Here is a 24,009-nt window from a genome sequence, read left to right as displayed (position 1 = left end):
TGTATAACGGTCTTATTTTTAGATTACTGCATTGTGTTTGTATATCTTATTTAGTAATAAATAATATTTTCAGCTGTTATTTAATGCGCATTTTTGTCTTACAAAAGTTCTTTTTTGTAATTACGTAACCATAAAAACAACAAAACCCCTCAATAAAAATTGAAGGGTTTAGTGGCTTAATTTATTTAAAATAGATGTAATATTTTATTACTTACGTTCTAAATCTGTAATAAGTAAAGGGTTGTTTTGTTTTAGTTTTTCTAGCAATTCTTTAGTTTTTGTGGTGCTGGGACTTTGCTTAAGCTCTTCGTACTCTGTGTTAGTTAAGCCAACCATTTGTAAAAACTGAACCTCTCCGTGTGGTGTGTTTAATACGCCTAATTCTTTGTCTATAACAAATGCTATTGCTGTAATATCTGTGTTGTAATTACTTCTTATTGGTCCGTTTGCAGGTATAAGATGGTATTCCTCAAACCATTTTTCTTTGCTGAAAACGTATTTTCCTAAATTCTGAATTAAATTACAAGCCCAGTTAACATTGTCTTCATCACTATATTTTTTTAGTCTAAACGTAAGTTCAAAACCAAGTTTACTGTATTCTTCACCAACAGATTCCTCATTGTAATACAGCTCAGAAAATCCGTAAGAAATATAATGAAAATGAGGTTCTTGCAAGGTGCTATTGTAAACGCTAATACCGTCTATAGGTTCTGTGCCACCTAATGCATAAGGTAATTGTGGTGCATAATGTTGTGGGTTTTGCTCAGGGTATATTTTTTCTATTGCAGAGTCTATATAGTCCCAACCAACAGCGTCTTCTTCTGTATATTTATTTTTGTATTCTTTTAGTGTCATAAATCTGTAATTGGTATATAATTATGTGTAGTTGGCTACTAAATAAGCTTTAGCTTAAATTCTTAATCACCTCTAAAGCTAAGTCTTGTGTTTCTTCAGCTATTTCTGCTTTTGTGGGTTGTGTGGCAATTCGTTTAAATTCGGCCAGTAGTTTTGGGGCTATTGGAGCTGTTGCATTTGTGCCAAAAACTAATACAAGCCAGTATTTCCAAACTTCATCTTGACCCCTTAAAATTGCAATAATATCATCTGTAATATATTCTGCTATAGATTGTAAATACAATGCTATTGGGCCTGCAATGGGCCAGTTTAAATCTTGCAACCAAGTTAATAGTTCTGGTACTATTGGTTTTACTTGCTTGTAACTATAGTCTTTTAAGTTGGCTACGGCTTCTGTATCTCCTTTGTGTTTTGGCAGTTGTGGTTGCACTATTATTTTTCTTTTTTAAACCCTTTGTTGGTTAGTTTCCATTGAGCAAGTGTTTGTTCTCTTTTGTAAAAACCGGTTTCCTCATCTTCTGGATAACTAAAATAAGACAATATTTTTTTTTCTTCATTGTACGTTAGTTTAATGTCTTGTCCGCGGTTTGCTTCTGTAAAAATATAATTTTCGCCAATAAAAGCAGTATCGCTTTTTTGTAAGACGCCATCAGCTATTTTGTACACTGTTGCTGTGCTATGATGTTTACCACCACAACAAGTTCCCCAGCCCAATATTAAGTAGTGCGGCTGGTTGTTAATTTTTATCCTATGCAAACCAGTAGTAAAAACATCTATTCCGCCTGTATTTGGGTCTTTTAAGTTTGTATGTTTAATAGTGTTATCTTCTGTTTTGTATTGTGCATATAAAACAGAGGAGTGGCAACAGCCAGAGTCTCTTTGTCCCCAGGAGTATATTTTTACTATACTGTCTAAGCTGTATTTTATGCTTATATGTTTAGATAAACTATCATATGAATTTGTAAAACTAGTGGAGTCTTTTAAATGTTCTAAAAAACGCTCTTTTACAAAAGGAAACATACTGTTTGCCATATCAAAATCTACTGCTTGGTAGGCTTTAAATGTGGTTGTTAGTAGCTCATCAGAGTAATTGTATTCTTCTTGGGCAAATGCACTATTGCAAATTGCAAATGCAAAACATATAATTTTAAATAACTTCATTGTTTTATATTATATATTGTTAGGTGTAATCTCTGTAAGGGATATCTAGTTTTTTAATTTGTTCAATTATATTACCTTCTCTTTTAAGACTTATAAAATCTATAGAAACTTTAAATTTTTTATGGTAGATAGTGTGTAAAATTATAAATGTTTTTTTGTTTTTACCACCGCCTACGGTTTCTTTAGAGGTGTGTGCTATATCTTTAGTAGGTATTATTTTTTTTACAAACGGATTTATTAAATTTTTAATGACGATGTAATTTTTAGAACTTTCTATATAATCCATTTGTGTTGTAAAAAGTAACAAAAAAAGAAACGTACCCATACTAAATATAAAATACCCAGGATTTAAATAGCTCGTTGTGCATAGGTCTATTAGTAATATAAAAGTTGCTATTACTGCTATTGACATTAGTATTCTATTGCCAAAAATATAAAATGGTGTAGCTATGGTTTTGTTGGTTATATTAATTCTGCTTTTGTCTACTGGCTTGCTTTCTTGTAGTTGCTTTTTATTGAATTTATTGTCTAAGTACAGACGTATTTTCCAAAAGTTGGAGTAGTATGTTTCTTTTAAGTGTATTTTTTTATTGTTTTTTAAATGTATGGTTAGTCCTTTTTCATAAAAGATAAAAAACATAAATTTAGAAGGTATAGAGCTGTAAAGTTCTACGCTAAGTATATCATTATAGCTATAAGTTTTAAATAGGCCTACTCTCATGTTTTTAGAATTGGCTCTAAAAAAAACTAGGCTTTTTGCTATTATGTAAAAACCGTATAATACAAACGTCATAAAGCCTATTAAAAATAGTACAATCTCTTCTTTGGTGACTAAAAGGATGTAAAGAAAAAATAATACCGCTACTAAAAAAAATAACAAGAATACATACAGAAAATTGAATCTGCTTGTTATGGTTGTATTCTTTGTATTATTGCGTATCATATTATTCTTCTATATAATAGAGAGCAATTTAAAAAGTAGAAATGATATTGTAATGTGTTAATGTTTATTCGTAATAGGTAAGTATATTATCGTGAAAAATAAGATGCTTTATTTTCTTGTTTCTTTACGGTAGGCGTTAAAAATAAGTACAGCCATAAATGACCAAATTAGTCGGTATACCCAAATATTTACATCTTGGCCAAAAAAATAGATGGTATCTACATTTCTAAAAAAGCTGTATATAACATTTACAAGTGCAAGCGCAACACCAATAATTAATATTGTTTTTCTCATAGCTGTTAAAACTAGTATTTTATTTCTCTTTTTTAAGTTCAGAATTAATTTTCTTTTCCAATTGCCTAATCTCTGCGAAAGGTAAATTAAGTGCTAGAAAATAATTTCCGTTTCTAATTTTACTATTTACGTAAAAGGCATTAATAATTTTGTTATCTACAAATAATCCTATGCTTTTACGCTCTTGAAAAGCTATATCTGTAGCAATTTGCATTTTAATATCTCCGTCTGGTGTAAATGTTATATTTAATCCAAATTGTTTTTCTCCAGAGTTTCCAAATGTAGCATCCATACCAACAGTAGAACACTTTTTAATATCTGTAATAGGAATTAATGTTTTAGTGTTAACGTATTGTGTTTTGTTAAAACTTGGAACAAAAACTTTTACTCCAACAGAATCGTTTAAAATATAAAAGCCCGATTTTAAATAGCTTGTTGTGTCTGTTTCTTGTGTATGCTGACAAGTGCCTGTTGCACTCATCAAAAATAAAAGAAAGAGTAGGGTGTAAGTTTTCATTATTGTTAGATATTGTTTGTTCCTTATAAAGCTATTTTAATGCATACCCTGTATGCCTTCGCTAGCAGCGCCTAAAAATAATATTCCAGCAAAAATCATAGCATAAAAAATAATCCATATCAAAGAGATAACTACACCAGCAATGGCAAGTCCACGTGGACGACTAAAAAGTCCAATTATAGATAATACAAGTCCTAAAATCCATATTAGGTGCCCTAGAAAAGGGACACAATATAAAATATAAGCAAGTATAGAGATTATAAAACCGGCTATACCAATTGGGTTAGAGCCTTGGTTGTTATTATTTTGATTAATAATAATAGGTTGCGCTTGGTGAGTTTCCTCTTGTTGCTGATTTTGACTTTGTTCTTGGCTATGTGGAGTAATGTCACTCATTAAATATGATGTATGGCTGTAAAATAAACAATTGATACTTTAACTTAATTTAAAGTATATTTTCTGCAATATATAAATAAGTAGGTAAAGTAGTACTCTGTTTTTTAGGGAGAAGAAAAACTAAAAACATATAAAAAGCAAAAACCCTTGAAAATCGTTAGATTAACAAGGGTTTTGTACTCGAGATGGGACTTGAACCCATACGGACTAATGTCCATTGGATTTTAAGTCCAACGTGTCTACCAATTCCACCACTCGAGCAAATTAGCTGTTATTACTAACAGGCAATTGGTATAATTTTTTCTGAGCGAAAAAAGGGATTCGAACCCTCGACCTCCACCTTGGCAAGGTGATGCTCTACCCCTGAGCTACTTTCGCAATTTTTATGAACGTACATCTTTATCAGATGCGGGTGCAAATTTAAGACATTTTTCTAAACCACAAAGCTATTTTCAAAAAAAATATCGATATTTTTTATCTATTTTTAAATTTCATTTTCAAACAACATAAAATGAGCGTTTTACACTTCATCTTTTTTTTGTGCAGAAAGCAATCTTTTTATTTCATTTAGCTTCATTAAGGCTTCTACAGGTGTTAGCGTGTTAATATCTAAGTCTATTATCTCTTCTTTTAACTCTAATAACAAAGGATCATCCATATTAAAAAAGCTCAGTTGCATTTCGTTTTGGGCATCTGTTAGTTTAGTAGTTAGTTCTTCACTAGAGTGAGACTTCTCTAACTTTTTAAGTATTTTATTTGCTTTAGAAATAACTTGCTGTGGCATACCAGCCATTTTTGCTACGTGTATACCAAAACTATGTTCACTACCACCAGGAGTAAGTTTGCGCAAAAACAAGACATTGTCTTTTAGTTCTTTTACAGATACGTTGTAGTTTTTTATTCTGCTAAATGTTGCTGTCATTTCATTTAACTCGTGGTAGTGTGTAGCAAACAATGTTTTTGCTTGTGTTGGGTGCTGGTGTAGGTATTCTGATATTGCCCACGCAATAGAAATACCATCATAAGTACTAGTACCACGGCCAATTTCATCTAACAATACCAAACTACGGTTAGATAGGTTGTTTAAGATAGATGCAGTCTCGTTCATCTCTACCATAAAAGTAGATTCTCCCATAGAGATGTTGTCACTAGCACCAACTCTAGTAAATATTTTGTCTACGTAACCAATTTTAGCAGCTTCTGCAGGTACAAAACTTCCCATTTGTGCTAGTAACACAATTAAGGCTGTTTGGCGTAATATGGCAGATTTGCCACTCATATTTGGCCCTGTAATCATTATTATTTGTTGCTCTTCTCGGTTTAGGGTAACATCGTTAGCAATATATGCTTCACCAACAGGTAATTGTTTTTCTATAACAGGGTGTCTTCCGTTTACAATTTCTAAGTCGGTAGAGTCGTCTATTACAGGAGCTGTATATTTATTGTCTGTTGCCAATTGTGTAAAACCACAAAGGCAATCTAGTTGTGCAATTAATTGCGCATTGTGTTGTACTGGGGCAATATACTCTTGCATCCAAACAACTAGTTTAGAAAATAGTTCTTGCTCTAAAACTTGTATGCGTTCTTCTGCACCTAATATTTTGCTCTCGTATTCTTTTAATTCTTCAGTAATGTAACGCTCTGCATTTACTAAGGTTTGCTTACGTATCCATTCTTCTGGTACTTTATCTTTATGGGTATTACGTACTTCTATATAATATCCAAATACATTATTGCTAGCTATTTTTAAAGAGGTAATTCCGGTGCGTTCGGTTTCTCTCTCTAACATTTTATTTAAATAGTCTTTGCCAGAAAATGCCAAACCACGTAGCTCATCTAACTCGGCAGAATATCCTTTGGCTATAGTTTCGCCTTTAAGCATATTTACAGGAGCATCTTCGCTAATCATTTCTTTAATTTTAGCGCGTAGCATATCACAACCGTGTAATTGGTCTCCTATAAGTTTTACAGCTTCGTTTTTACTAGTGCTTGTAAGTTGCTTAACAGGTAGTATGGCTTCTAAAGAATTTTTAAGTTGTACTACTTCTTTAGGTGATATTTTAGCTGTTGCTACCTTAGAAATTAAACGTTCTAAATCTCCCATTTGCTTTATAGACTGTTGCAATTTGTGCAAAATGGAATCATTAGCTTGTAAGTACTCTATAACTTGGTGTCTTCTTTTTATTTTTTCTACATTTTTTAAAGGCAAAGCTAACCAGCGTTTTAGCATACGCCCACCCATAGGTGATATGGTTTTGTCTATAACATCTAAAAGAGTAACAGCATTTGGGTTATAAGAGTGGTACAGCTCTAGATTTTTAATAGTAAACCTATCCATCCAAATGTATTCTTCCTCGGCAATACGTTGTAGCGTATTTATGTGTTGTAGTTTGTGGTGTTGTGTTTCAGATAAATAATGTAAAACAGCACCAGATGCCATAATACCTTGCTCTAAATGTGCAACTCCAAAACCTTTTAAGGTTGCAGTATTAAAATGTTTGGTAAGTGTTTCTTGAGCGTAATCTTCCTGAAAAATCCAATCTTCAACAAAAAAAGTATGAAACTCAGTGCCAAATATTTTTAAAAAATCTTTTTTATGTGTTTTAGACACCAAGACCTCATTAGGAGCAAAGTTTTGTAGTAATTTATCAATTTGCTCTTCTGTACCTTCTGATGTTAAAAATTCTCCGGTAGAAATATCTAAAAAAGATACACCTACTTTTTTTCTTCCAAAATGTACAGCACATAAAAAGTTGTTGGTTTTGGCAGATAAAATATCATCATTTAAAGCCACACCAGGAGTTACCAATTCTGTAACGCCTCTTTTTACAATTGTTTTGGTTTGTTTAGGGTCTTCTAACTGATCACAAATAGCTACACGTTGTCCTGCTTTTACCAATTTTGGTAAATAGGTGTTTAAAGAATGATGTGGAAAACCAGCTAATTCTGTTTTTTCTCCACCATTATTACGGTGTGTACATATAATTCCTAAAATTTTAGATGCTTTAACGGCATCATCACCAAAGGTTTCATAAAAATCTCCAACGCGAAAAAGCAACATAGCATCTGGATACTTTGTTTTTATAGCGTTGTATTGCTGCATTAAAGGGGTTACCTTTTTCTTCTTTGGTGTACTTGTTTTAGGCAAATTGAAAAATCTTAATGATTAACTTAAAAATTACAAAACGAATTTAAGTTTTTCTCTTTGGTTACAAAACCTTTGTTGATATTTGTGGATAAGTTTACTAGATATAAATAGAATGAGAAAATTAAAAAATAACGAATTAGAGCGATTAAATATTGAAGAGTTTAAACAAGCAGAGAAAACGCCTATTGTTATTATTTTAGATAATATTAGAAGTTTAAACAACATTGGATCTGTTTTTAGAACAGCTGATGCTTTTTTAATTGAAAAAATATACCTGTGTGGTATTACTGCAAAACCGCCACATAAAGACATACAAAAAACAGCTTTGGGCGCTACAGATAGCGTTGCTTGGGAGTATGTAGAAGAAACATTGCCATTGGTACAGCAATTACAAAATAATGGTTACAAAATGCTTTCTGTAGAGCAAGCAGAAAATGCTACTTTTTTAAATGATTTTAAGGTTGATAAAAACCAAAAGTATGCACTAATTTTTGGTAACGAAGTTAAAGGTGTTGCCCAAGATGTGGTTACTGCTAGTGATGTGGTTTTAGAAATTCCGCAATACGGCACAAAACACTCTTTAAATATATCTGTAAGTGCTGGTGTAGTGGTTTGGGATTTATGGTCTAAACTACAACAGAAATAAAAAGCATATTTAGTTTATAGACAAAAAAAAGACCCAACAAAGTTGGGTCTCGTATGTAGTTTGAGTTAGTTAGTTCCTCTGTTAAGAGATATGCAATTAAAGAAAACGTTTTCAATCTTGCAAATAAATTGTGAAATAACTGTTAATTTAATATTTGTGTTTTTCTATAAGTTACGTAAAATGTAACCTTCAATTTCGTGTAAAATGTGCTCATAATCAGCTGTATTAGCTACAAAGTCAAGGTCGCTTACGTCTATAATAAAGGTATTTTGCTGTGGGTAACTTTTTATGAAATCTAAATAACCTTTGTTAATTTTTTCTAGATAATCGGTCTGTATATCCTGTTCATATTCACGACCACGTTTTTTAATGTTAGCAATTAAGCGCTCTGTGTTTTGGTATAAGTACACAAAAACATCTGGCTTTTTTACATCTTTATACATTAAGTCAAACAACTTACGGTATAATTTAAACTCGTCTTGTTGCAAAGTTACTTTTGCAAATATGAGAGATTTAAATATATCATAATCACTTACCATAAAAGACTTAAATAAATCTAGCTGAGAAGTATCATCTGAATATTGTTGGTAACGATCTGCTAAAAAAGACATTTCTAAAGAAAAAGCATATCTAGCTTGATCCTCGTAAAATTTTGGTAAAAATGGATTGTCTGCAAAACGCTCTACAATTAGCTTAGCATTATAATCTTCAGATATTTTATTGGCTAAAGTGGTTTTACCTGCTCCAATGTTACCCTCTATGGCTAAAAATTGTGCTTTGGCAAGAATGCTTTCTCTGTCTTCATATAACCTTCTTTCTGTACGCTCTATTTTACCTTTGTCTTTACATTCCTGAAACAAGTTTCTGGAGTCTTTGTTAAGTATTGGGTGGTAAAATTGCGGACCAACATCTGCTAAAGGGCGCAAAACAAAACTTCTAAATTGTAAGTTTGGGTGTGGCACCACTAATTTCTCGGTGTTAATTACCTCTTTGCCATAGTAAATAATGTCTATGTCTATGGTTCTGGCTTGGTAACCAGCTTCATCTGTTCGCTGCCTTCCTAAGTGTGTTTCTATTTCAAAAATAATATCTAAAAGCTCAAAAGGGTCTTTAGTTGTGTTAATAGCAACGCAGGCGTTTAAAAAGTCGTCCGACTCAAAACCCCATGATTCGCATTTGTAAACTTTAGAAATACCAGCAATGCTACCTGCTTTTTCCTTTAATAAAAAAATGGCATCTTGTAAGTTTACTATCTTATCACCTAAATTACTTCCTATAGATAGGTATGCAGTTGTAACGTTCTTCTTCATTTAAAAACAAAGTAAATAAAATAGTTTTTAAGGCGCTATCTTAAAATTAAATATCTTTTTTGTAAAGGTATTAAAAGCTTAACTTAAGTATCTTTACAAATTACAAGTAAATTAGAACAGCAGACCCTATATATGAACAAAACAGATAAAAAATTAGCCTTTAAAATATATTTGTACCTAGGAGCACTTTTTATAACGTCTTTGGTGGTGTCTAATCTTATTTTTCAGAAATTTTTTATTTGGCAACCTTTTGGAGATGTTACCATTTTTGGGGCAAACTTGTTTGAGATTTCTGTGGGTGTGCTACCTTATCCTGTTACTTTTTTGTTAACCGATTTAATTTCTGAAATCTACGGTAAAAAAAGTGCTAACCAAATTGTAATAGCTGGTATTTTTGCTTCATTTTTTTCATTGTTAATAGTGTATTTAGCATCTGCTTCTGAAGCCACAAGTTGGTCTTCTGTTAGTAATGCAATGTTTAAAGATGTTTTTGGTAACACAATTTTAGCTGTTACGGCATCTATGTTAGCGTATTTGTTTGCGCAGTTTGTAGATATACAAGTGTATCATTTCTGGAAAAAAATAACAAAAGGTAAGCATTTATGGTTGCGTAATAATTTTTCAACTTTTTTCTCTCAGTTTGTAGACACGTGTACAGTTTTGCTGCTTTTGTGTTCTTTTGGAGAAATTGGCTGGGAAAAGTTTACGGGTTTGTTAATTAGTGGTTTTATTTTTAAGATAATTATAGCATTTGTAGACACCCCTTTGTTGTATTTCTTCGTATATATAATGAGAAAAAGATTTAATTTAAAAATAAACCAAGAAATAACATTGGAGTCATAATAAAATAGACCTTTAGTTGTTTTAATTGTAAGATTTATAATACAATCTAAAAATATCTAATTTGTTTACCTGGTTTAGCTCAATTTTAAAAAAGAAAAAAATAGTTCTGTATGAAAAAGAAAATATTAAAAATTATAGGTATTGTAGTATTGTTAATAGTAGTTCTGCTTATTGCAGCTCCTTTCTTTTTACAAGGTAAAATTGAAAAAATAATAAAGGATAAGGTTAATAACAATATAGAGGCTACATTAGATTTTGCTAGTGCAGACCTTAGTTTGTTTTCTAGCTTTCCTAATGCAAATGTTACTATTAATGATTTGGTGTTAACTAATAAAGCGCCTTTTGCTGGTGATACGCTGTTTGCATCTAAAGAAATTTCATTAGAATTAGCAATTACAGAGTTGTTTAAAGATCCATCTGAAGCTATTGGTATTAAAAGCTTGGCTGTAGATGGTGCATCTGTAAATATTATGGTTAATAAAGATAGTATTGCTAATTACGATATTGCTAAAAAAGATCCGTCTGCAGCTGCAACTCCAGAAACGGCAGAAGAAGAGGGGAGTAGCTTTACATTGGCTATGGAATCTTATAAAATTACAAACTCTAGTATTGTATATGTAGACCAAACTTCTGGTATGGCTTTAGCTCTAACAGAATTGCAGCATTCTGGTACAGGAGATTTATCTCTAGAGAAGTCTGAGTTAGATACTAAAACAAATGCGCTTGTGTCTTTTGGTATGGGTGGTACAAATTATCTTAATAGAAATAAAGTAGGTTTAGATGCTCTAATTGGTATAGATTTAAAAGAGAGTAAGTATTCTTTTTTAAAGAACGAAGCTTTAATTAACCAATTACCATTAGTTTTTGATGGTTTTGTTAAGGTTAATGATGATAACCAAGAGGTAAACATCAACTTTAAAACATTGTCTAGTGAGTTTAAAAACTTTTTAGCATTAGTGCCAGAAGAGTATACTAAAAGTATTGAAAACGTAAAAACTACAGGAAAATTTACGGTAGAAGGTAAACTTAATGGTATTGTAGATGAAACTCATATTCCTAAGTTTTCAGTAAAGTTAAATTCGGACAATGCGTCATTTAAATATCCAGACTTACCTAAGTCTGTTACTAGTATTTTTATAAATGCAGCTATAGATAACACAACTGGTTTGGTAGAGGATACTTCGGTAGATATTAAAAAATTAGCTTTTGCAATAGATCAGGATAGGTTTAATCTTAACTCTCAAATTACAGATCTAATGGGTAACACTAAGGTTAAAGCGCATTTAGATGGTAGTATGAATTTAGCTAACATATCACAGGCGTATCCTGCACCAGCAGATTTAAACTTAAAGGGGATGCTTAAGGCAGATGTTACTACAGCTTTTGATATGGCTTCTATAGAAAAAGAACAATATCAAAACACAACAACAAGTGGTACGTTAGATTTAAAGGATTTTAAGTATAATTCTGATGAGCTTAAAAACCCTGTGCAGATTACAACAACATCTTTGTCATTTAATCCAAAAACGGTATCGTTAAATGAGTTTCAAGGAAAAACTGGTACTACAGATTTTTCAGCAAAAGGTACAATTACAAATTTGTTAGGTTTTATGTTTAAGGATGAAAAAGTAAAAGGAGATTTTGCTTTAAATTCTAATACGTTTGCTTTAAATGATTTTATGGTAGATGAGGAAGAGACTACAGAAACATCAACTGAAAAAACAGAAGAGAAGCAACCTGTTACTGAAGAGAAATTGAAAATACCATCGTTTTTAGATGCAACAATTACTGCCAATGCAAATACGGTATTGTATGATAATTTAACGCTTAAAGATGTAAAAGGTACATTGCGTATTAAAGATGAAACAGCAACATTGTCTAATATGACTACGTCTTTATTTGGTGGAAAAATGGCTTTTAATGGTGAGGTTTCTACTAAAAATGAAGCTGCTACTTTTGCTATGAATTTAGGAATGAACCAGTTTAATATCAGTCAGGCTTTAAAAGGTTTAGAGATGTTAGAGGTTTTAGCGCCTGTAGCAAAAATTATTAGAGGTAATTTAAATTCTGATATTTCTGTAGCGGGTAATTTAAAAGATGATTTTACGCCAGACTTAACTACAATATCTGGTAAGGTATTGGCAGAGTTAATGCAGACAGAGTTAGATGGTAAGCAAGAGAAATTTGTAACAGCATTAAGTGATAAGCTTAGTTTTTTAAAACCTGAAAAATTAAATTTAAACGGATTAAAAACTGCTTTATCTTTTGATAATGGTAAGGTGTCTGTTAAGCCATTTAAGCTTAATTATGGAGATATTGTAATGAATGTTGCTGGTAGTCATACATTTGATAGTAAGTTGGCTTACAATGCCACTGTAGAAGTACCTGCTAAATATTTGGGTAGTGATGTTACTAAGTTAATAGCTAAAATAGATGACAAAAACTTAGAGGATTTAACAATACCTGTAACGGCTAATATTGGAGGTGATTTTACAAGTCCAGAGGTTAAAACAGATTTAACTAGTGGTGTTAAAAACTTAACAAGTCAGTTAATAGAAATAGAAAAGCAAAAACTAATAGCAAAAGGGAAAGATAAAGCAACTAGTGTTATTAGCGATCTGCTAAATAAAAATAAATCTAAAACAGATTCTTTAACCCAAGATGATGCTAAAACTTCTGTTGTAAAAGATGTGGTTGGTGGCTTGTTAGGTAAAAAAGATACTACTGCTGTAGAAAAAGATACAGAAACTAGTACCAAACAAGAAACCCAAAAAGAAGCTGTAAAGGAAATTTTAGGAGGCTTGTTTGGTAAAAAGAAAAAAGAAACAGAAAAAGATACTACTAAGCAATAGTTAAACTTACGTAGTAGCCTTCGTTACTTCTAATATTAAAAACGGTATTATCTTCAAAAATTAGGTACTGGCCTTTAATGCCTTTTAGTGTGCCTTTGTAATTAGGTGTTTTATCCAGATTAAGACTTTTTACTTTTTCTGGATATTGCATTACCGGAAACTCTAAATGAGTTTCTTTATTATCTTCAATAAAATACTGTGCAGCTTCCTCAGGTATATATTGTTTTAGTTTGTTGCGCCACTCAATTAAGTTTTCGTCATCTACAGTATTGGTAAGCATTTTTCTCCAGTTGGTTTTATCGCCTACGTGGTCTTTTAAAGCAACTTCTGTAATGCCTGCTAAGTAGCGGTTTGGTACTTCTACTATTTCTATGGCTTCGTGTGCTCCTTGGTCTATCCACCTTGTTGGTACTTGTGTTTTGCGAGTAACACCAACTTTTACGTTGCTAGAGTTTGCTATGTAAACAATATGTGGCTGTAGTTGAACTTTTTTTTCGTAAGCTAAATCTCGATCTTCTTGGTCTAAATGTGCTGTGCTTAGCTCAGGTCTCATTATCCAATCTCCTGCGGTTGGAATCTCAAAAAAACACGATTTGCAAAAACCTTGTCTGTATATGGGCTTGTCTAACTTGCAATTAAGGCATTGGTGTTTTATAAATGAAATTTCTACAGATTTGTTTAAAATCTGATTAACATTTAAAAAATCATTCTCAAAAACTAAATAATATTGTATAGGGTTTCCGTTCTCGGTTTGCATTTTTTGTAAAACACCTTGGTACTGCATAAAATGTATTTGAATATTAAAGTTGTATGGGCTATTTTTATCAAAATAACTACTGAAAATTTTCAGGATAAAGATACCTAAAAATGTCAATACCTTTTGTTAATTCTATTGCTTCTTGGTTGCTAAAAAAGCGGTATCACCAAATAGAACTTTTTTTAAAATACCCAGCTGAGGTTCAGGAAGAAGTAATGTTTAAGTTGCTTAGTATTGCTAAAGATACTGAGGTTGGTAGGCAGTACGACTTTGCGTCTATCACAAATTACAAAGAATTTGCTGCTCGTGTGCCAATTGTTTCTTATGAGGAAGTAGAGCCTTTTGTAGAGCGAACTAGAAGGGGAGAACAAAACATTTTTTGGCCTACGAGTATAAAATGGTTTGCAAAAAGTAGTGGTACTACTAATGCAAAAAGTAAATTTATTCCTGTTAGTTCTGAAGCATTAGAAGATTGTCATTTTAAATCTGGTAAAGATCTATTGTGCTTGTATCTTAATAATAATGAAAACTCGCAATTGTTTACAGGCAAGAGTTTGCGTTTAGGTGGTAGTAAAGATTTATACGAGGATAATGGTAGTTTTTTTGGAGATTTATCTGCTATACTAATTGATAATATGCCTTTTTGGGCAGAAATGAGTAGTACGCCAAGTAATAAAGTGTCTTTAATGAGCGAATGGGAAACGAAGTTAGATGCAATTATTAACGAAAGTAAACTAGAAAATGTTACAAGTTTAGCGGGTGTGCCATCTTGGATGTTGGTGTTGCTTAACAATATGTTAGAGCAAACAGGTAAAAGTCATTTGTTTGAGGTTTGGGAAAATCTTGAGGTTTATTTTCACGGAGGTGTAAGTTTTAGCCCTTATAAAGATCAATACAAAGCCTTATTGCCGCGTAAACAGTTTAACTATTATGAAATTTATAATGCATCTGAAGGGTTCTTTGCTATACAGGATAGGAACAATGCAGATGATTTATTGTTGATGTTAGATTATGGTATTTTTTATGAATTTATTCCGATGGATGCATATGGGGCTGAAGATCAAAAAGTAATAGCACTTTGGGATGTGGAATTACATAAAAACTATGCTATTATAATTACTACTAATGCAGGTTTGTGGCGTTATAAAATAGGTGATACAGTAAGGTTTACATCAGTTAGTCCGTACAGAATAAAAATTACAGGTCGTACCAAGCACCATATAAATGTTTTTGGGGAGGAGTTAATTATTGAAAATGCAGAAGAGGCATTAAAAAAAGTATGCAAAAAAACTGCTGCACAAATAAAAGATTATACTGTTGCACCTGTTTTTATGGTAGGTAGGGAAAAAGGAGCACACGAGTGGATTATAGAGTTTAGAAAAGAACCTGCGGATATTAATCATTTTACGGAGTTGTTAGATAATGCTTTAAAATCTTTAAACTCAGATTATGAAGCTAAACGTTATAATAATATAACCTTAAATATGCCTAAAGTGCACATTTCCAGGGAGAATCTTTTTTATGATTGGTTAAAAGATAGAAGTAAATTGGGAGGGCAACATAAGATACCAAGATTGTCTAATAAAAGGGACTATATCGATGAATTGCTTCTAATGAACAAATAAATTGGTTTATTTACTAGTTATGCTTCATATTGCATATATAAACCTAACCAGTATATAAAACTATAAAATATGAATTCAGAAAGACTAGTTGTTTTGTCAGATATGTGGGGTCCTAAAAAGGGAATGTGGATTACCTCATACTTGGCATACCTACAGCAGTATTATGAGATTGAGTATTATGATATTCAGCAATTGGCAAATGTAGATTTGCTAAAGCAAACCGAAAAAAATATTCATACTGCCTTTGTAGAAGGTGGTGTAGATACAGCGGTATCTCATTTATTAAAAAAAGAAACAAAACCAGCTCATTACTTAGCTTTTAGTATGGGTGGGTCTATTGCTTGGAAAGCAAACTTAAAAGGTTTGCCTATGAAATCTTTATATGCGGTGTCTGCAACTAGAGTGCGTAAAGAGGTAGAGCGTGTAGATGGAGATGTAAAGATGCTTTTTGGTAGTAAAGACTTGTATAGACCTTCTACAAAATGGTCTGAGACTATTGGTGTGGAATTAGAGGTTGTAGAAAACTTTGGTCATGAAATGTATTCTGACTCTCAGGTGATACAAAAAGTTTGTCTAGACCTTTTAAAAAAAGTAATGGTTAAGCCAGAACAAGAAAAGAAAACAGCTAAAATTAAAGTTTTAGCAAAAAAAATATCCTAAAGAAAACTTTAGGATATTTTTAATATAGATTGTAAAAGCCGTTTTGTTATGAAACGGCTTTTAATTTTTTAACTGTCTCGTAAGATAGTTTGTTCTCTGCATACTCTTGTGTTACTTTAAATTCTTTGTCTTCGCTACTGGGTAGCTCAAACATAGCATCTGTAAAAATAGCTTCACATAAAGAGCGTAAACCTCTTGCTCCTAATTTGTACTCTATTGCTTTAGATACAATATAATCTAAAGCTTCATCTGTTATAGAAAACTTAATGTTATCCATAGCAAAAAGCTTCTCATATTGCTTTATGATAGCATTTTTAGGTTCAGTAAGTATTGCTCGTAGTGTTTTCTTGTCTAACGGATTCATATGTGTTAGTACAGGTAAACGACCAATAATTTCTGGTATTAAACCAAACTCTTTTAAATCTTTTGGAATAATGTATTGTAGTATGTTAGAGTTGTCTACGTTTTCATCTAGTTTAGATGCACTGTAACCAACTGCTTGCATATTTAAACGCTTAGTTATAATACGCTCAATACCATCAAAAGCACCACCAGCAATAAATAAGATATTTTCTGTGTTTACTTCAATAAATTTCTGATCTGGGTGCTTACGTCCTCCTTTTGGCGGAACGTTAACAACCGTACCTTCTAATAATTTTAATAGACCTTGTTGTACTCCTTCTCCAGAAACGTCTCTTGTAATAGAAGGGTTATCGCTCTTGCGAGCAATTTTATCAATCTCATCTATAAAAACAATGCCGCGTTCTGCTTTTTCTAAATTATAGTCAGCAGCTTGCAAAAGACGTGTTAGTAAACTCTCTACATCTTCACCAACATAGCCTGCTTCTGTTAATACAGTAGCGTCTACAATTGCTAAAGGTACGTTTAACATTTTGGCAATTGTTTTAGCCATTAATGTTTTTCCGGTACCAGTTTGCCCAGCCATTACAATGTTACTTTTTTGTATTTCTACATCGTCATCTGCACTAGAGGGCTGTAATAGTCTTTTGTAGTGGTTGTATACTGCAACAGACATTACTTTTTTGGTGCGTTCTTGTCCTATAATAAAAGTGTCTAAAAACTCTTTTATATCCATAGGTTTTTTTAGAACCAGTTCTGCAGATAAACTGTCCGTTTTAGACTGTTTAGTGTCTTCTATAACAATACCATATGCTTGCTCTATACAACGGTCACAAATATGTGCGCCTTCGCCGGCAATTAATATATTGGTTTCTGCTTTGGTTCTTTTACAAAAAGAACATTCTAAATTTTCCTTTGCCATAAGTCTACTTCTTCTCTTTGGGAGTAAGGTGTTTATTAGTCGGTTTTATTTCTTGTCCCTTACTAATATTTCGTCTATCATACCATAGGCTTTTGCTTCGTCAGCTTTCATCCAGTAATCTCTGTCACTGTCATCGCTAACTTTGTCAAAAGGTTGGCCAGAGTGTGTTGCAATAATGTTATACAACTCATCTTTAAGTTTTAATATCTCTCTTGCTGTAATTTCTATGTCACTAGCTTGCCCTTGTGCGCCACCTAATGGTTGGTGAATCATAACACGAGAGTGTGTTAAACCACTACGTTTTCCTTTTTCACCTGCGCAAAGTAAAACTGCACCCATAGATGCTGCCATACCAGTACATATTGTAGCAACGTCTGGTTTAATAAACTGCATAGTGTCATAGATGCCTAAACCAGCATAAACACTACCTCCTGGAGAGTTAATATATATTTGAATGTCTTTAGATGCATCTGCACTTTCTAAAAACAATAATTGTGCTTGTACTATATTAGCAACTTGGTCATTAATACCTGTTCCTAAAAATATAATTCTGTCCATCATTAATCTAGAGAAAACATCCATTGCAATAGCATTTAGTTGTCTTTCTTCAATAATGTTAGGCGTCATATTGCTTGGGTACATTGTACTTAAGATTTTATCATAGTACATGCTGTTTATCCCTTGGTCCTTTATGGCGTAGTTCTTAAATTCTTTTCCGTAGTCCATATGTAGTATTTGGTATTTTAAATAAAAAAAGGTGCCGAAAATTTATACTTTCGGCACCGTAAATATACTTATTTTTTTTAGTGACGACCTATAGTCTAATTTGCTTTTGAAGCTTTATACTATAGTTTGATACTAAATTTAACGGAATTTTTTGTTTTACCATATATGCAGTAGCTTTTTTTTAACAATGCATAAGATAAAATTTACTCTTTTCCGTAAACTTCTTTAACGAAATCGTCATAAGAAAGCTCCTTAGTTTTAAGGTTTGCTTTTTCTTTGTAAAGTGTTAATAGTTTTTGACTCATTAACTGCTCAGACAATCTTTTAACTTCATCTTGGTTAGACATAATTCTACCTGCAATATTGTCTAATTCTTCTTCAGCAGGATTTAATTGTCCGTACTGTGCCATTTGAGATTTAATGAAACCTTTAGCAAATTCCTTTAACTCATCAAATTCTACTTGAAGCTTGTTTTCTTGAATTATTTTACCTTCAATTAATTGGTAACGTAAACCTTTTTCAGATTTTTCAAATTCAGCTGTTGCTTCCTCTTCTGTCAATGGCTTTTCACCTGTCATTTGAATCCATTTTTTTAAGAATTCAGTAGGTAAATCAAACTTTACGTTTTCAATAAAGTTTTCAGTAATATCATTTAACAATTTTTGATCAGATTGCTGCTCAAATTGTTTTTCTGTATCTTCTTTTATTTTGTCTCTAAGTTCTTTTTCAGAAGAAATTTTTTCTTCACCAAATAACTTGTCAAACAACTCTTGGTTCATTTCTGCAGGCTCACGCTCGTTAATTTCTTCAATAGTAAAAGTAACTTCTGTGTTTAAATCTGCAGATTTATCTGCTGCTAAACCTAATGCACTAGATAATTGGTAATCTTCTTTAAAAAGACCTTTTGTTTTTAATGTAACAACATCGCCAACTTTTTTACCAACTAAAGCATCAGTAGCTTTTTTAGCTTTAATGTTGCTTAGCTCTATAGTAGTTTTGTTGCTTATTTCTTCTTTTTCGTTAGCAAAAGTACCAGTTACTTCGTCTTTTTTAGATACTTCAGTTTTAGAGATAAGTTTACCGTATTGTTTACCAATACGTTCTACTTGCTCGTCTATCATTTTTTTATCTGCAACTATCTTGTACTGTGTAATTGCTTTTTTTGTCTTAATTGGAGCTTCAAATTCTGGAGCTAAACCTAGTTCAAATTCAAAATCTAAATTTTCTGCATCCCAGTTAAAGTCGTCTTGTTGTTTTGGTAAAGGGTTACCAAGAACATCTAACTTTTCTTCAGTTAAGTATTTATTTAGGTTGTCTTGTATAAGTTTATTTACTTCGTCTACTAAAACAGCCTTACCGTATTGTTTTTTAATAAGGCCCATTGGTACATGTCCTTTTCTAAAACCTGGTATGTTTGCTTGCTTTCTATAATCATCAAGAATTGCTTTTACCTTATCTTGGTAATCCTCTTTAGTGATAGCAACTTTTACAACTGCATTCAATGCATCAATCTGCTCTTTTGTAATATTCATTTTTGAATCTGATTTTACTTAAATAAAATGGGCTGCAAAAATAGTACATTTTAATTAGGTCTACAAGTTTTTAAATTGTTGTAATACAAAAGGGTATGTTATTTTTCCTTATCGGTTTTTAAGACAGAAAATAATATAGATTGTAATAGCGATAATAATAAGCTAAATACTATGGCCCACAGCCAACTATCTACAGTAAATCCTGAAACAAAATAGCCTGCTAATTTTATAATGCATGCGTTTATTACAAGTAAAAATAGCCCTAGAGTTACAATGGTTACTGGTAATGTAAGTATCACAAGTAATGGCTTAATAAAAAAGTTTAATAAACTTAATACAACTGCAACAATAATTGCGGTAGTATAGCAGTCTACGCCAATACCGGGCAAAACTTTAGATAATACAACAACGGCAATGGCACTTAATAATATACGTAGAATGGTTTTCATAGCTAGTGTATTTAATGGGTTAACTTTTTATAAAGATAAGCGATTTTTCTAAGAATTCCTTAGGGTTTTCTGCGTGTAACCAGTGACCTGCGTTTGTTATGGTTTGTATGTCTGCGTTAGGAAAATGAGTTTTTATAATATCTGTATCCATAGGTGAAATATATTCAGACTTGTCTCCTCTTAAAAATAAGGTTGGTCTGTTGTATGTAGCAGATGCATCTATGTTTTCTCCAATTTGCTCCATACGTTCTGCTAAAACGTCTAAATTAAATCTAAATCCAAGTTTCCCTTTTTCTACCCAGTACAGGTTTTTTAGTAAAAACTGACGCACACCTGCGTTAGAAATGTGTTTGGCTAACTCTTCGCTAGCTTGTGTTCTGGAGTTAATTATATTAAGGTCTAATGCTTTTAAACCATTAATTATTTCATGGTGGTGTGGTGGGTAAAATTTAGGAGCAATGTCTGCAATTAATAGTTTACTAACCAAGTCTGGGTAACTGCAAGCTAATTGCATTGCGGTTTTACCCCCCATAGAGTGTCCTAAAACTATACAGTCTTTTAAATTGTGCTCATTAATATATTCTTCAATGTCATTGGCAAGAATGTCATAATTAAACTCGGTAGAATGAAAACTTTTGCCGTGATTGCGCTGATCTATTAAGTGTACTTGTAGACCTTCTTCTGCGTATTTATTGCCTAGGGTTTTCCAATTGTCAGACATTCCTAAAAATCCGTGTAAAATTAACAAAGGTTGTCCTTCTCCAAGTATTTTAGAATGTAACTGTGGCATTATTTTAATTTGTTTAAGTACATATTTACAACATTTTCTAAGCCTAAGTAAAGAGATTCGCTAATTAAAGCGTGCCCAATAGATACTTCTAATAGGTTAGGAACTTTCTCTTTAAAATAAGCAATGTTATCTAAGCTAAGGTCGTGGCCTGCATTTATGCCTAAGCCTAATTTATGTGCCAAAATTGCAGCATCAGTAAAAGGCTGTACGCCATTTTTGTCTCCTTTTGCGTATGCATCAGCAAAACTTTCTGTGTATAACTCTATGCGGTCTGTTCCTGTTTCTGCAGCTCCTTCAATCATTTTTAAATCGGCATTAACAAAAATAGAAGTTCTAATGCTGTTAGCTTTAAATGTGGTAATAACCTCTTTTAAAAAATCTTTGTTTTTTATGGTGTCCCAGCCAGCATTAGATGTAATGGCATCTATAGCATCTGGTACTAAGGTAACCTGTGTAGGTTGTGTTTCTAAAACTAAGTCTATAAATTTTTTAATAGGGTTACCTTCTATATTGTATTCTGTAGTTACAATTTTTTTTAAATCTCGCGCATCTTGGTATCTAATATGTCGTTCATCTGGCCTTGGGTGAATAGTTATACCTTCTGCGCCAAAAGACTCTATATCTGTTGCAACTTTACATAAATTAGGTACATCGCCGCCTCTAGAGTTTCTTAGTGTGGCAATTTTATTAACGTTAACACTTAATTTTGTCATTTTAATTTTCTTTTGCTATTGCAAAAATACAAATAAGGCATAGCTTTTGTTGTTAGTTAGTAAAGGTTTTTTATTTTTATTAAAAGCCTTGGTGTTTATGACCTTGGTCGAAAAAATTATTATTAATTTGCAGTAATATTTAAGCTATGCAGATACAGTCTAATATATTATCAACAATTCCTACGTTTTCTATAAACGACAGTATGGAAGAGGTAATTCGTTTTTTTAAAACAACTACTTTTTCACATGTTGCTGTTGTAGATAAAAGCAAGTTAGTAGGGATGATTGCTGAAAACGATTTTAAAACTTTTGAAAAAGGGAAAAAAATTGAAGATTATAAATACAATCTAGAAACTTTTTGTGTTGACTCTGATACCTCATGGTTGGATGTTTTGGAGGTCTTTTCTAAAAATGACGCTAATATTTTACCTGTGTTAGATAAAGATGAAGCTTTTGTTGGTTATTATGACTTAACAGATATTGTGGCTTTATTTATAGGTACACCGTTTTTTACAGAGCCAGGAGGTATTTTAGTTGTTGCAAAAGGAATATCTGATTATTCTTTTAGTGAAATAGCACAAATTGTAGAAAGTAATAATGCTAAGTTATACGGGGCTTTTATTACAGAAATAGAGAATGATGTAGCGCAGGTTACATTAAAAATAACTTCTGCAAATTTAAATGAAATTACACAGTCTTTTAGGCGTTATAATTACAGTATTTTATATGGTAATGATGATGATCTTTTTCTTGAAGATTTAAAAGAGCGCTCTAATTATTTAGATAAATACTTAAACGTATAACTGTATGAAAGTTGCCATTTACGGACAAACTTATAACGACGATACTGTAGACTATGTACTAGAACTTTTAAGTGAGTTAAAACTACATAATGCAGCAATTAGTTTTGAAGAAGATTTTTATAATTTTATTACAACGTCAAAAAAAATTGAGCCTTTTTCAATTTTTACAGAAGATAGCGGTTTAGATGCTACTTTTGATATGTTTGTAAGTTTTGGTGGTGATGGTACAATATTACGCGCTATAACTTTTGTTAAAGATTTAGGAATACCAATTGTAGGTGTAAATACAGGTCGTCTTGGGTTTTTGTCAACTTTTAAAAAAGAAGACGTTAAAAAGGTAGTGCAAGAGTTTGTTGCAAAAGATTACACTGTTGTAGATAGAAGCTTGGTAGCAGTAAGCTCAAATGTAGATATACCAGAATTTGGGGCTATAAACTTTGCTTTAAATGAAGTTACTGTAAGTAGAAAAGATACTACGTCTATGATTACAGTAGATACTTTTTTAAATGATGAGTATTTAAACTCTTATTGGGCAGACGGACTCATAGTTTCTACACCAACAGGTTCTACAGGGTACTCTTTAAGTTGCGGTGGGCCGGTAATTACACCTACGGCAAAATCTTTGGTTATAACACCAATTGCACCACATAATTTAAATGCGAGACCTTTAGTTATCTCCGATAATACAGTGGTTAAATTAAAAGTTTCGGGTAGAGAAAAAAATCATTTACTTTCTTTAGATTCCAGAATTGTTACTTTGGAAAATGGCACAGAAATAACGGTTAAAAAAGCCGATTTTACAGTTAAAATGATTGAATATACTTCTGAAAGTTTTCTAAAAACTTTACGCAATAAACTTTTGTGGGGAGAAGATAAACGTAATTAATTGTTTTTTAAAACAATAAATAGGGTGTAAAACTGTTATTCAAGAGAGAGAACAGAGGTGTAATAATAGGATGCTACTAAAATCCTATAGTGTTACATTTGCAAACTTTATATGAGTTATGAGAATATTTATTGCAATTCTATTATTTTCCTTTTTTGGAGTCGTTAGTGCGCAAACCTATGAGGTAGGTGTACTTGCTGGAGGGTTAAATAATATAGGTGATGTTGGTAAAACAAACTATATTAGTCCAAGTGGCTTTGCTTATGGAGGTATTTTTAAGTGGAACAAAAGTAAACGCTATGCGTGGCGCGCAAGTATACTACATGGTAAATTTGTTGCAGATGATTTAAAGTCGGGCTTAGCTTACAGGCAAAAAAGACAGCTAAAAATGGAGAATACTGTAACAGAATTTTCTGCTGGCTTAGAAGTTAATTTTGTAGAATACAATCTGCACAAGTTAGGGCCAGCTTTTACTCCTTATTTATATACAGGCGTTACCTATTTTAGGTACGATTATAATTACTTTGAAGTAGGTTTTTTGCAAGATTTAGATCAGCGAGAAGGCGATTTTGCTATTCCAATGACAGTTGGATTAAAGTATAGATTAAATCAATTTTTTATCTTAGGCGCAGAAATTGGTGCTAGATACACGTTTACAGATAATTTAGACGCTAGTAATCCGGAAAAAGCTAACGTATCTACCTTAATAGATCCTAAGTTTGGAAATATTTTTAGTGATGATTGGTATGTTTTTTCAGGTTTTACACTAACTTACACCTTTGGTAGAAAACCGTGCTCAGATTGTTTTGAGTAAATTATAC

24 protein-coding genes and 2 tRNA genes are annotated in these 24,009 nt (G+C 32.1%); 8 read left to right on the top strand and 18 right to left on the bottom strand.

What is annotated here, in order from left to right; genetic code table 11:
• Window positions 1-207 precede the first annotated feature (207 nt).
• The 10 genes from AX016_RS01095 to mutS form a co-directional block, all read right to left on the bottom strand.
• Window positions 208-855 carry a suppressor of fused domain protein gene (locus AX016_RS01095; RefSeq protein ID WP_100893840.1) on the bottom strand — a complete coding sequence of 216 codons (648 nt, stop codon included), beginning with the start codon at window positions 853-855 and terminating at the stop codon, window positions 208-210.
• A gap of 49 nt (window positions 856-904) precedes the next feature.
• Window positions 905-1,285 carry a DUF5071 domain-containing protein gene (locus AX016_RS01090; RefSeq protein WP_157811051.1) on the bottom strand — a complete coding sequence of 127 codons (381 nt, stop codon included), beginning with the start codon at window positions 1,283-1,285 and terminating at the stop codon, window positions 905-907.
• Between the two features lie 2 nt (window positions 1,286-1,287).
• Window positions 1,288-2,016: a hypothetical protein gene (locus AX016_RS01085; RefSeq protein ID WP_100893838.1), complete on the bottom strand. Its 729-nt coding sequence runs from the start codon at window positions 2,014-2,016 to the stop codon at window positions 1,288-1,290.
• 19 nt (window positions 2,017-2,035) lie between these two features.
• Window positions 2,036-2,737: a hypothetical protein gene (locus tag AX016_RS01080; RefSeq protein ID WP_157811050.1), complete on the bottom strand. Its 702-nt coding sequence runs from the start codon at window positions 2,735-2,737 to the stop codon at window positions 2,036-2,038.
• 330 nt (window positions 2,738-3,067) lie between these two features.
• Window positions 3,068-3,253: a hypothetical protein gene (locus tag AX016_RS01075; protein WP_100893836.1), complete on the bottom strand. Its 186-nt coding sequence runs from the start codon at window positions 3,251-3,253 to the stop codon at window positions 3,068-3,070.
• 19 nt (window positions 3,254-3,272) lie between these two features.
• The gene (locus tag AX016_RS01070; RefSeq protein ID WP_157811049.1) at window positions 3,273-3,770 is read right to left on the bottom strand and encodes a hypothetical protein; all 498 of its coding nucleotides are present in this window, start codon (window positions 3,768-3,770) and stop codon (window positions 3,273-3,275) included.
• A gap of 36 nt (window positions 3,771-3,806) precedes the next feature.
• The gene (locus AX016_RS01065) at window positions 3,807-4,166 is read right to left on the bottom strand and encodes a hypothetical protein (protein WP_100893834.1); all 360 of its coding nucleotides are present in this window, start codon (window positions 4,164-4,166) and stop codon (window positions 3,807-3,809) included.
• A 177-nt stretch (window positions 4,167-4,343) separates the two neighbouring features.
• Window positions 4,344-4,427: transfer RNA gene (locus AX016_RS01060), tRNA-Leu, on the bottom strand.
• A gap of 45 nt (window positions 4,428-4,472) precedes the next feature.
• Window positions 4,473-4,544, bottom strand: a tRNA-Gly gene (locus AX016_RS01055).
• Window positions 4,545-4,686: 142 nt separating this feature from the next.
• Window positions 4,687-7,269, bottom strand: coding sequence for a DNA mismatch repair protein MutS (gene mutS, locus AX016_RS01050; protein WP_100896776.1), 2,583 nt, complete (start codon window positions 7,267-7,269; stop codon window positions 4,687-4,689).
• Window positions 7,270-7,426: 157 nt separating this feature from the next.
• On the opposite strand from mutS, the gene AX016_RS01045 reads away from it, so the two are divergent.
• Window positions 7,427-7,960 carry an RNA methyltransferase gene (locus tag AX016_RS01045; protein WP_100893833.1) on the top strand — a complete coding sequence of 178 codons (534 nt, stop codon included), beginning with the start codon at window positions 7,427-7,429 and terminating at the stop codon, window positions 7,958-7,960.
• 164 nt (window positions 7,961-8,124) lie between these two features.
• On the opposite strand, the gene folK is transcribed toward AX016_RS01045, so the two are convergent.
• Window positions 8,125-9,270, bottom strand: a complete 1,146-nt coding sequence (folK, locus tag AX016_RS01040; protein ID WP_100893832.1) for a 2-amino-4-hydroxy-6-hydroxymethyldihydropteridine diphosphokinase — start codon at window positions 9,268-9,270, stop codon at window positions 8,125-8,127.
• A 132-nt stretch (window positions 9,271-9,402) separates the two neighbouring features.
• Between folK and AX016_RS01035 the strand changes: the two genes are divergently transcribed.
• Both AX016_RS01035 and AX016_RS01030 read left to right on the top strand, forming a co-directional pair.
• On the top strand, window positions 9,403-10,113 hold the full coding sequence (locus AX016_RS01035) for a queuosine precursor transporter (protein WP_100893831.1): 711 nt from the start codon (window positions 9,403-9,405) through the stop codon (window positions 10,111-10,113).
• A 110-nt stretch (window positions 10,114-10,223) separates the two neighbouring features.
• Window positions 10,224-12,965 carry an AsmA-like C-terminal region-containing protein gene (locus AX016_RS01030; protein ID WP_100893830.1) on the top strand — a complete coding sequence of 914 codons (2,742 nt, stop codon included), beginning with the start codon at window positions 10,224-10,226 and terminating at the stop codon, window positions 12,963-12,965.
• Here AX016_RS01030 and AX016_RS01025 read toward each other — a convergent pair.
• Entirely contained in the window at window positions 12,955-13,749 is a 795-nt protein-coding gene (locus tag AX016_RS01025; protein ID WP_100893829.1) for a DUF2797 domain-containing protein, read from the bottom strand. The two genes, AX016_RS01030 and AX016_RS01025, sit on opposite strands and share 11 nt — an antisense overlap.
• 83 nt (window positions 13,750-13,832) lie before the next feature.
• On the opposite strand from AX016_RS01025, the gene AX016_RS01020 reads away from it, so the two are divergent.
• Both AX016_RS01020 and AX016_RS01015 read left to right on the top strand, forming a co-directional pair.
• On the top strand, window positions 13,833-15,347 hold the full coding sequence (locus AX016_RS01020; RefSeq protein WP_100893828.1) for a GH3 auxin-responsive promoter family protein: 1,515 nt from the start codon (window positions 13,833-13,835) through the stop codon (window positions 15,345-15,347).
• Window positions 15,348-15,416: 69 nt separating this feature from the next.
• Window positions 15,417-16,007 (top strand): hypothetical protein, encoded by a 591-nt coding sequence (locus tag AX016_RS01015; RefSeq protein WP_100893827.1) that lies wholly within the window; start codon window positions 15,417-15,419, stop codon window positions 16,005-16,007.
• Window positions 16,008-16,053: 46 nt separating this feature from the next.
• Here AX016_RS01015 and clpX read toward each other — a convergent pair whose 3' ends face one another.
• The 6 genes from clpX to AX016_RS00985 form a co-directional block, all read right to left on the bottom strand.
• Window positions 16,054-17,289: an ATP-dependent Clp protease ATP-binding subunit ClpX gene (gene clpX, locus AX016_RS01010; RefSeq protein WP_100893826.1), complete on the bottom strand. Its 1,236-nt coding sequence runs from the start codon at window positions 17,287-17,289 to the stop codon at window positions 16,054-16,056.
• Between the two features lie 45 nt (window positions 17,290-17,334).
• On the bottom strand, window positions 17,335-18,015 hold the full coding sequence (clpP, locus tag AX016_RS01005) for an ATP-dependent Clp endopeptidase proteolytic subunit ClpP (protein WP_100893825.1): 681 nt from the start codon (window positions 18,013-18,015) through the stop codon (window positions 17,335-17,337).
• Between the two features lie 203 nt (window positions 18,016-18,218).
• The gene (gene tig / locus AX016_RS01000; RefSeq protein WP_100893824.1) at window positions 18,219-19,547 is read right to left on the bottom strand and encodes a trigger factor; all 1,329 of its coding nucleotides are present in this window, start codon (window positions 19,545-19,547) and stop codon (window positions 18,219-18,221) included.
• A 98-nt stretch (window positions 19,548-19,645) separates the two neighbouring features.
• Window positions 19,646-19,996, bottom strand: a complete 351-nt coding sequence (locus tag AX016_RS00995) for a phage holin family protein (protein WP_100893823.1) — start codon at window positions 19,994-19,996, stop codon at window positions 19,646-19,648.
• Between the two features lie 19 nt (window positions 19,997-20,015).
• A complete protein-coding gene (locus tag AX016_RS00990) occupies window positions 20,016-20,786 on the bottom strand; it encodes an alpha/beta fold hydrolase (RefSeq protein ID WP_100893822.1) in 771 nt (256 codons plus the stop codon).
• Complete coding sequence (locus tag AX016_RS00985) at window positions 20,786-21,499, bottom strand: pyridoxine 5'-phosphate synthase (RefSeq protein ID WP_100893821.1); 714 nt, start codon at window positions 21,497-21,499, stop codon at window positions 20,786-20,788. Before AX016_RS00985 ends, AX016_RS00990 begins: the two co-directional genes overlap by 1 nt.
• A 146-nt stretch (window positions 21,500-21,645) precedes the next feature.
• Here AX016_RS00985 and AX016_RS00980 point away from each other — a divergent pair, with 146 nt between their 5' ends.
• The 3 genes from AX016_RS00980 (at window position 21,646) to AX016_RS00970 (ending at window position 24,002) form a co-directional block, all read left to right on the top strand.
• Window positions 21,646-22,302 carry a CBS domain-containing protein gene (locus tag AX016_RS00980; protein WP_100893820.1) on the top strand — a complete coding sequence of 219 codons (657 nt, stop codon included), beginning with the start codon at window positions 21,646-21,648 and terminating at the stop codon, window positions 22,300-22,302.
• Window positions 22,303-22,306: 4 nt separating this feature from the next.
• Window positions 22,307-23,188, top strand: coding sequence for an NAD kinase (locus AX016_RS00975; RefSeq protein WP_100893819.1), 882 nt, complete (start codon window positions 22,307-22,309; stop codon window positions 23,186-23,188).
• A 118-nt stretch (window positions 23,189-23,306) separates the two neighbouring features.
• Entirely contained in the window at window positions 23,307-24,002 is a 696-nt protein-coding gene (locus tag AX016_RS00970) for a type IX secretion system protein PorG (RefSeq protein WP_100893818.1), read from the top strand.
• Window positions 24,003-24,009: the final 7 nt, after the last annotated feature.

Source organism: Cellulophaga sp. RHA19 (assembly GCF_002813425.1).
Lineage (GTDB): Bacteria > Bacteroidota > Bacteroidia > Flavobacteriales > Flavobacteriaceae > Cellulophaga.
Note: the sequence above shows the minus strand (reverse complement) of the source record. Positions and strands in the feature narration are given on the sequence as shown.

Bases quoted from the DNA above. Each gene is read 5' to 3' on its own strand.
- mutS (WP_100896776.1), bottom strand. From the start codon at position 7,269: ATGCAGCAATACAACGCTATAAAAACAAAGTATCCAGATGCTATGTTG.
- AX016_RS01085 (WP_100893838.1), bottom strand. From the start codon at position 2,016: ATGAAGTTATTTAAAATTATATGTTTTGCATTTGCAATTTGCAATAGT.
- AX016_RS01075 (WP_100893836.1), bottom strand. From the start codon at position 3,253: ATGAGAAAAACAATATTAATTATTGGTGTTGCGCTTGCACTTGTAAAT.
- AX016_RS01025 (WP_100893829.1), bottom strand. From the start codon at position 13,749: ATGCAGTACCAAGGTGTTTTACAAAAAATGCAAACCGAGAACGGAAAC.
- AX016_RS01070 (WP_157811049.1), bottom strand. From the start codon at position 3,770: ATGAAAACTTACACCCTACTCTTTCTTTTATTTTTGATGAGTGCAACA.
- folK (WP_100893832.1), bottom strand. From the start codon at position 9,270: ATGAAGAAGAACGTTACAACTGCATACCTATCTATAGGAAGTAATTTA.
- AX016_RS01015 (WP_100893827.1), top strand. From the start codon at position 15,417: ATGAATTCAGAAAGACTAGTTGTTTTGTCAGATATGTGGGGTCCTAAA.
- AX016_RS00980 (WP_100893820.1), top strand. From the start codon at position 21,646: ATGCAGATACAGTCTAATATATTATCAACAATTCCTACGTTTTCTATA.
- AX016_RS01080 (WP_157811050.1), bottom strand. From the start codon at position 2,737: ATGAGAGTAGGCCTATTTAAAACTTATAGCTATAATGATATACTTAGC.
- AX016_RS01020 (WP_100893828.1), top strand. From the start codon at position 13,833: ATGTCAATACCTTTTGTTAATTCTATTGCTTCTTGGTTGCTAAAAAAG.
- AX016_RS00990 (WP_100893822.1), bottom strand. From the start codon at position 20,786: ATGCCACAGTTACATTCTAAAATACTTGGAGAAGGACAACCTTTGTTA.
- AX016_RS00985 (WP_100893821.1), bottom strand. From the start codon at position 21,499: ATGACAAAATTAAGTGTTAACGTTAATAAAATTGCCACACTAAGAAAC.
- AX016_RS01065 (WP_100893834.1), bottom strand. From the start codon at position 4,166: ATGAGTGACATTACTCCACATAGCCAAGAACAAAGTCAAAATCAGCAA.
- AX016_RS01045 (WP_100893833.1), top strand. From the start codon at position 7,427: ATGAGAAAATTAAAAAATAACGAATTAGAGCGATTAAATATTGAAGAG.
- AX016_RS01095 (WP_100893840.1), bottom strand. From the start codon at position 855: ATGACACTAAAAGAATACAAAAATAAATATACAGAAGAAGACGCTGTT.
- AX016_RS01030 (WP_100893830.1), top strand. From the start codon at position 10,224: ATGAAAAAGAAAATATTAAAAATTATAGGTATTGTAGTATTGTTAATA.
- AX016_RS01035 (WP_100893831.1), top strand. From the start codon at position 9,403: ATGAACAAAACAGATAAAAAATTAGCCTTTAAAATATATTTGTACCTA.
- AX016_RS00995 (WP_100893823.1), bottom strand. From the start codon at position 19,996: ATGAAAACCATTCTACGTATATTATTAAGTGCCATTGCCGTTGTTGTA.
- AX016_RS00970 (WP_100893818.1), top strand. From the start codon at position 23,307: ATGAGAATATTTATTGCAATTCTATTATTTTCCTTTTTTGGAGTCGTT.
- clpX (WP_100893826.1), bottom strand. From the start codon at position 17,289: ATGGCAAAGGAAAATTTAGAATGTTCTTTTTGTAAAAGAACCAAAGCA.
- clpP (WP_100893825.1), bottom strand. From the start codon at position 18,015: ATGGACTACGGAAAAGAATTTAAGAACTACGCCATAAAGGACCAAGGG.
- AX016_RS00975 (WP_100893819.1), top strand. From the start codon at position 22,307: ATGAAAGTTGCCATTTACGGACAAACTTATAACGACGATACTGTAGAC.
- tig (WP_100893824.1), bottom strand. From the start codon at position 19,547: ATGAATATTACAAAAGAGCAGATTGATGCATTGAATGCAGTTGTAAAA.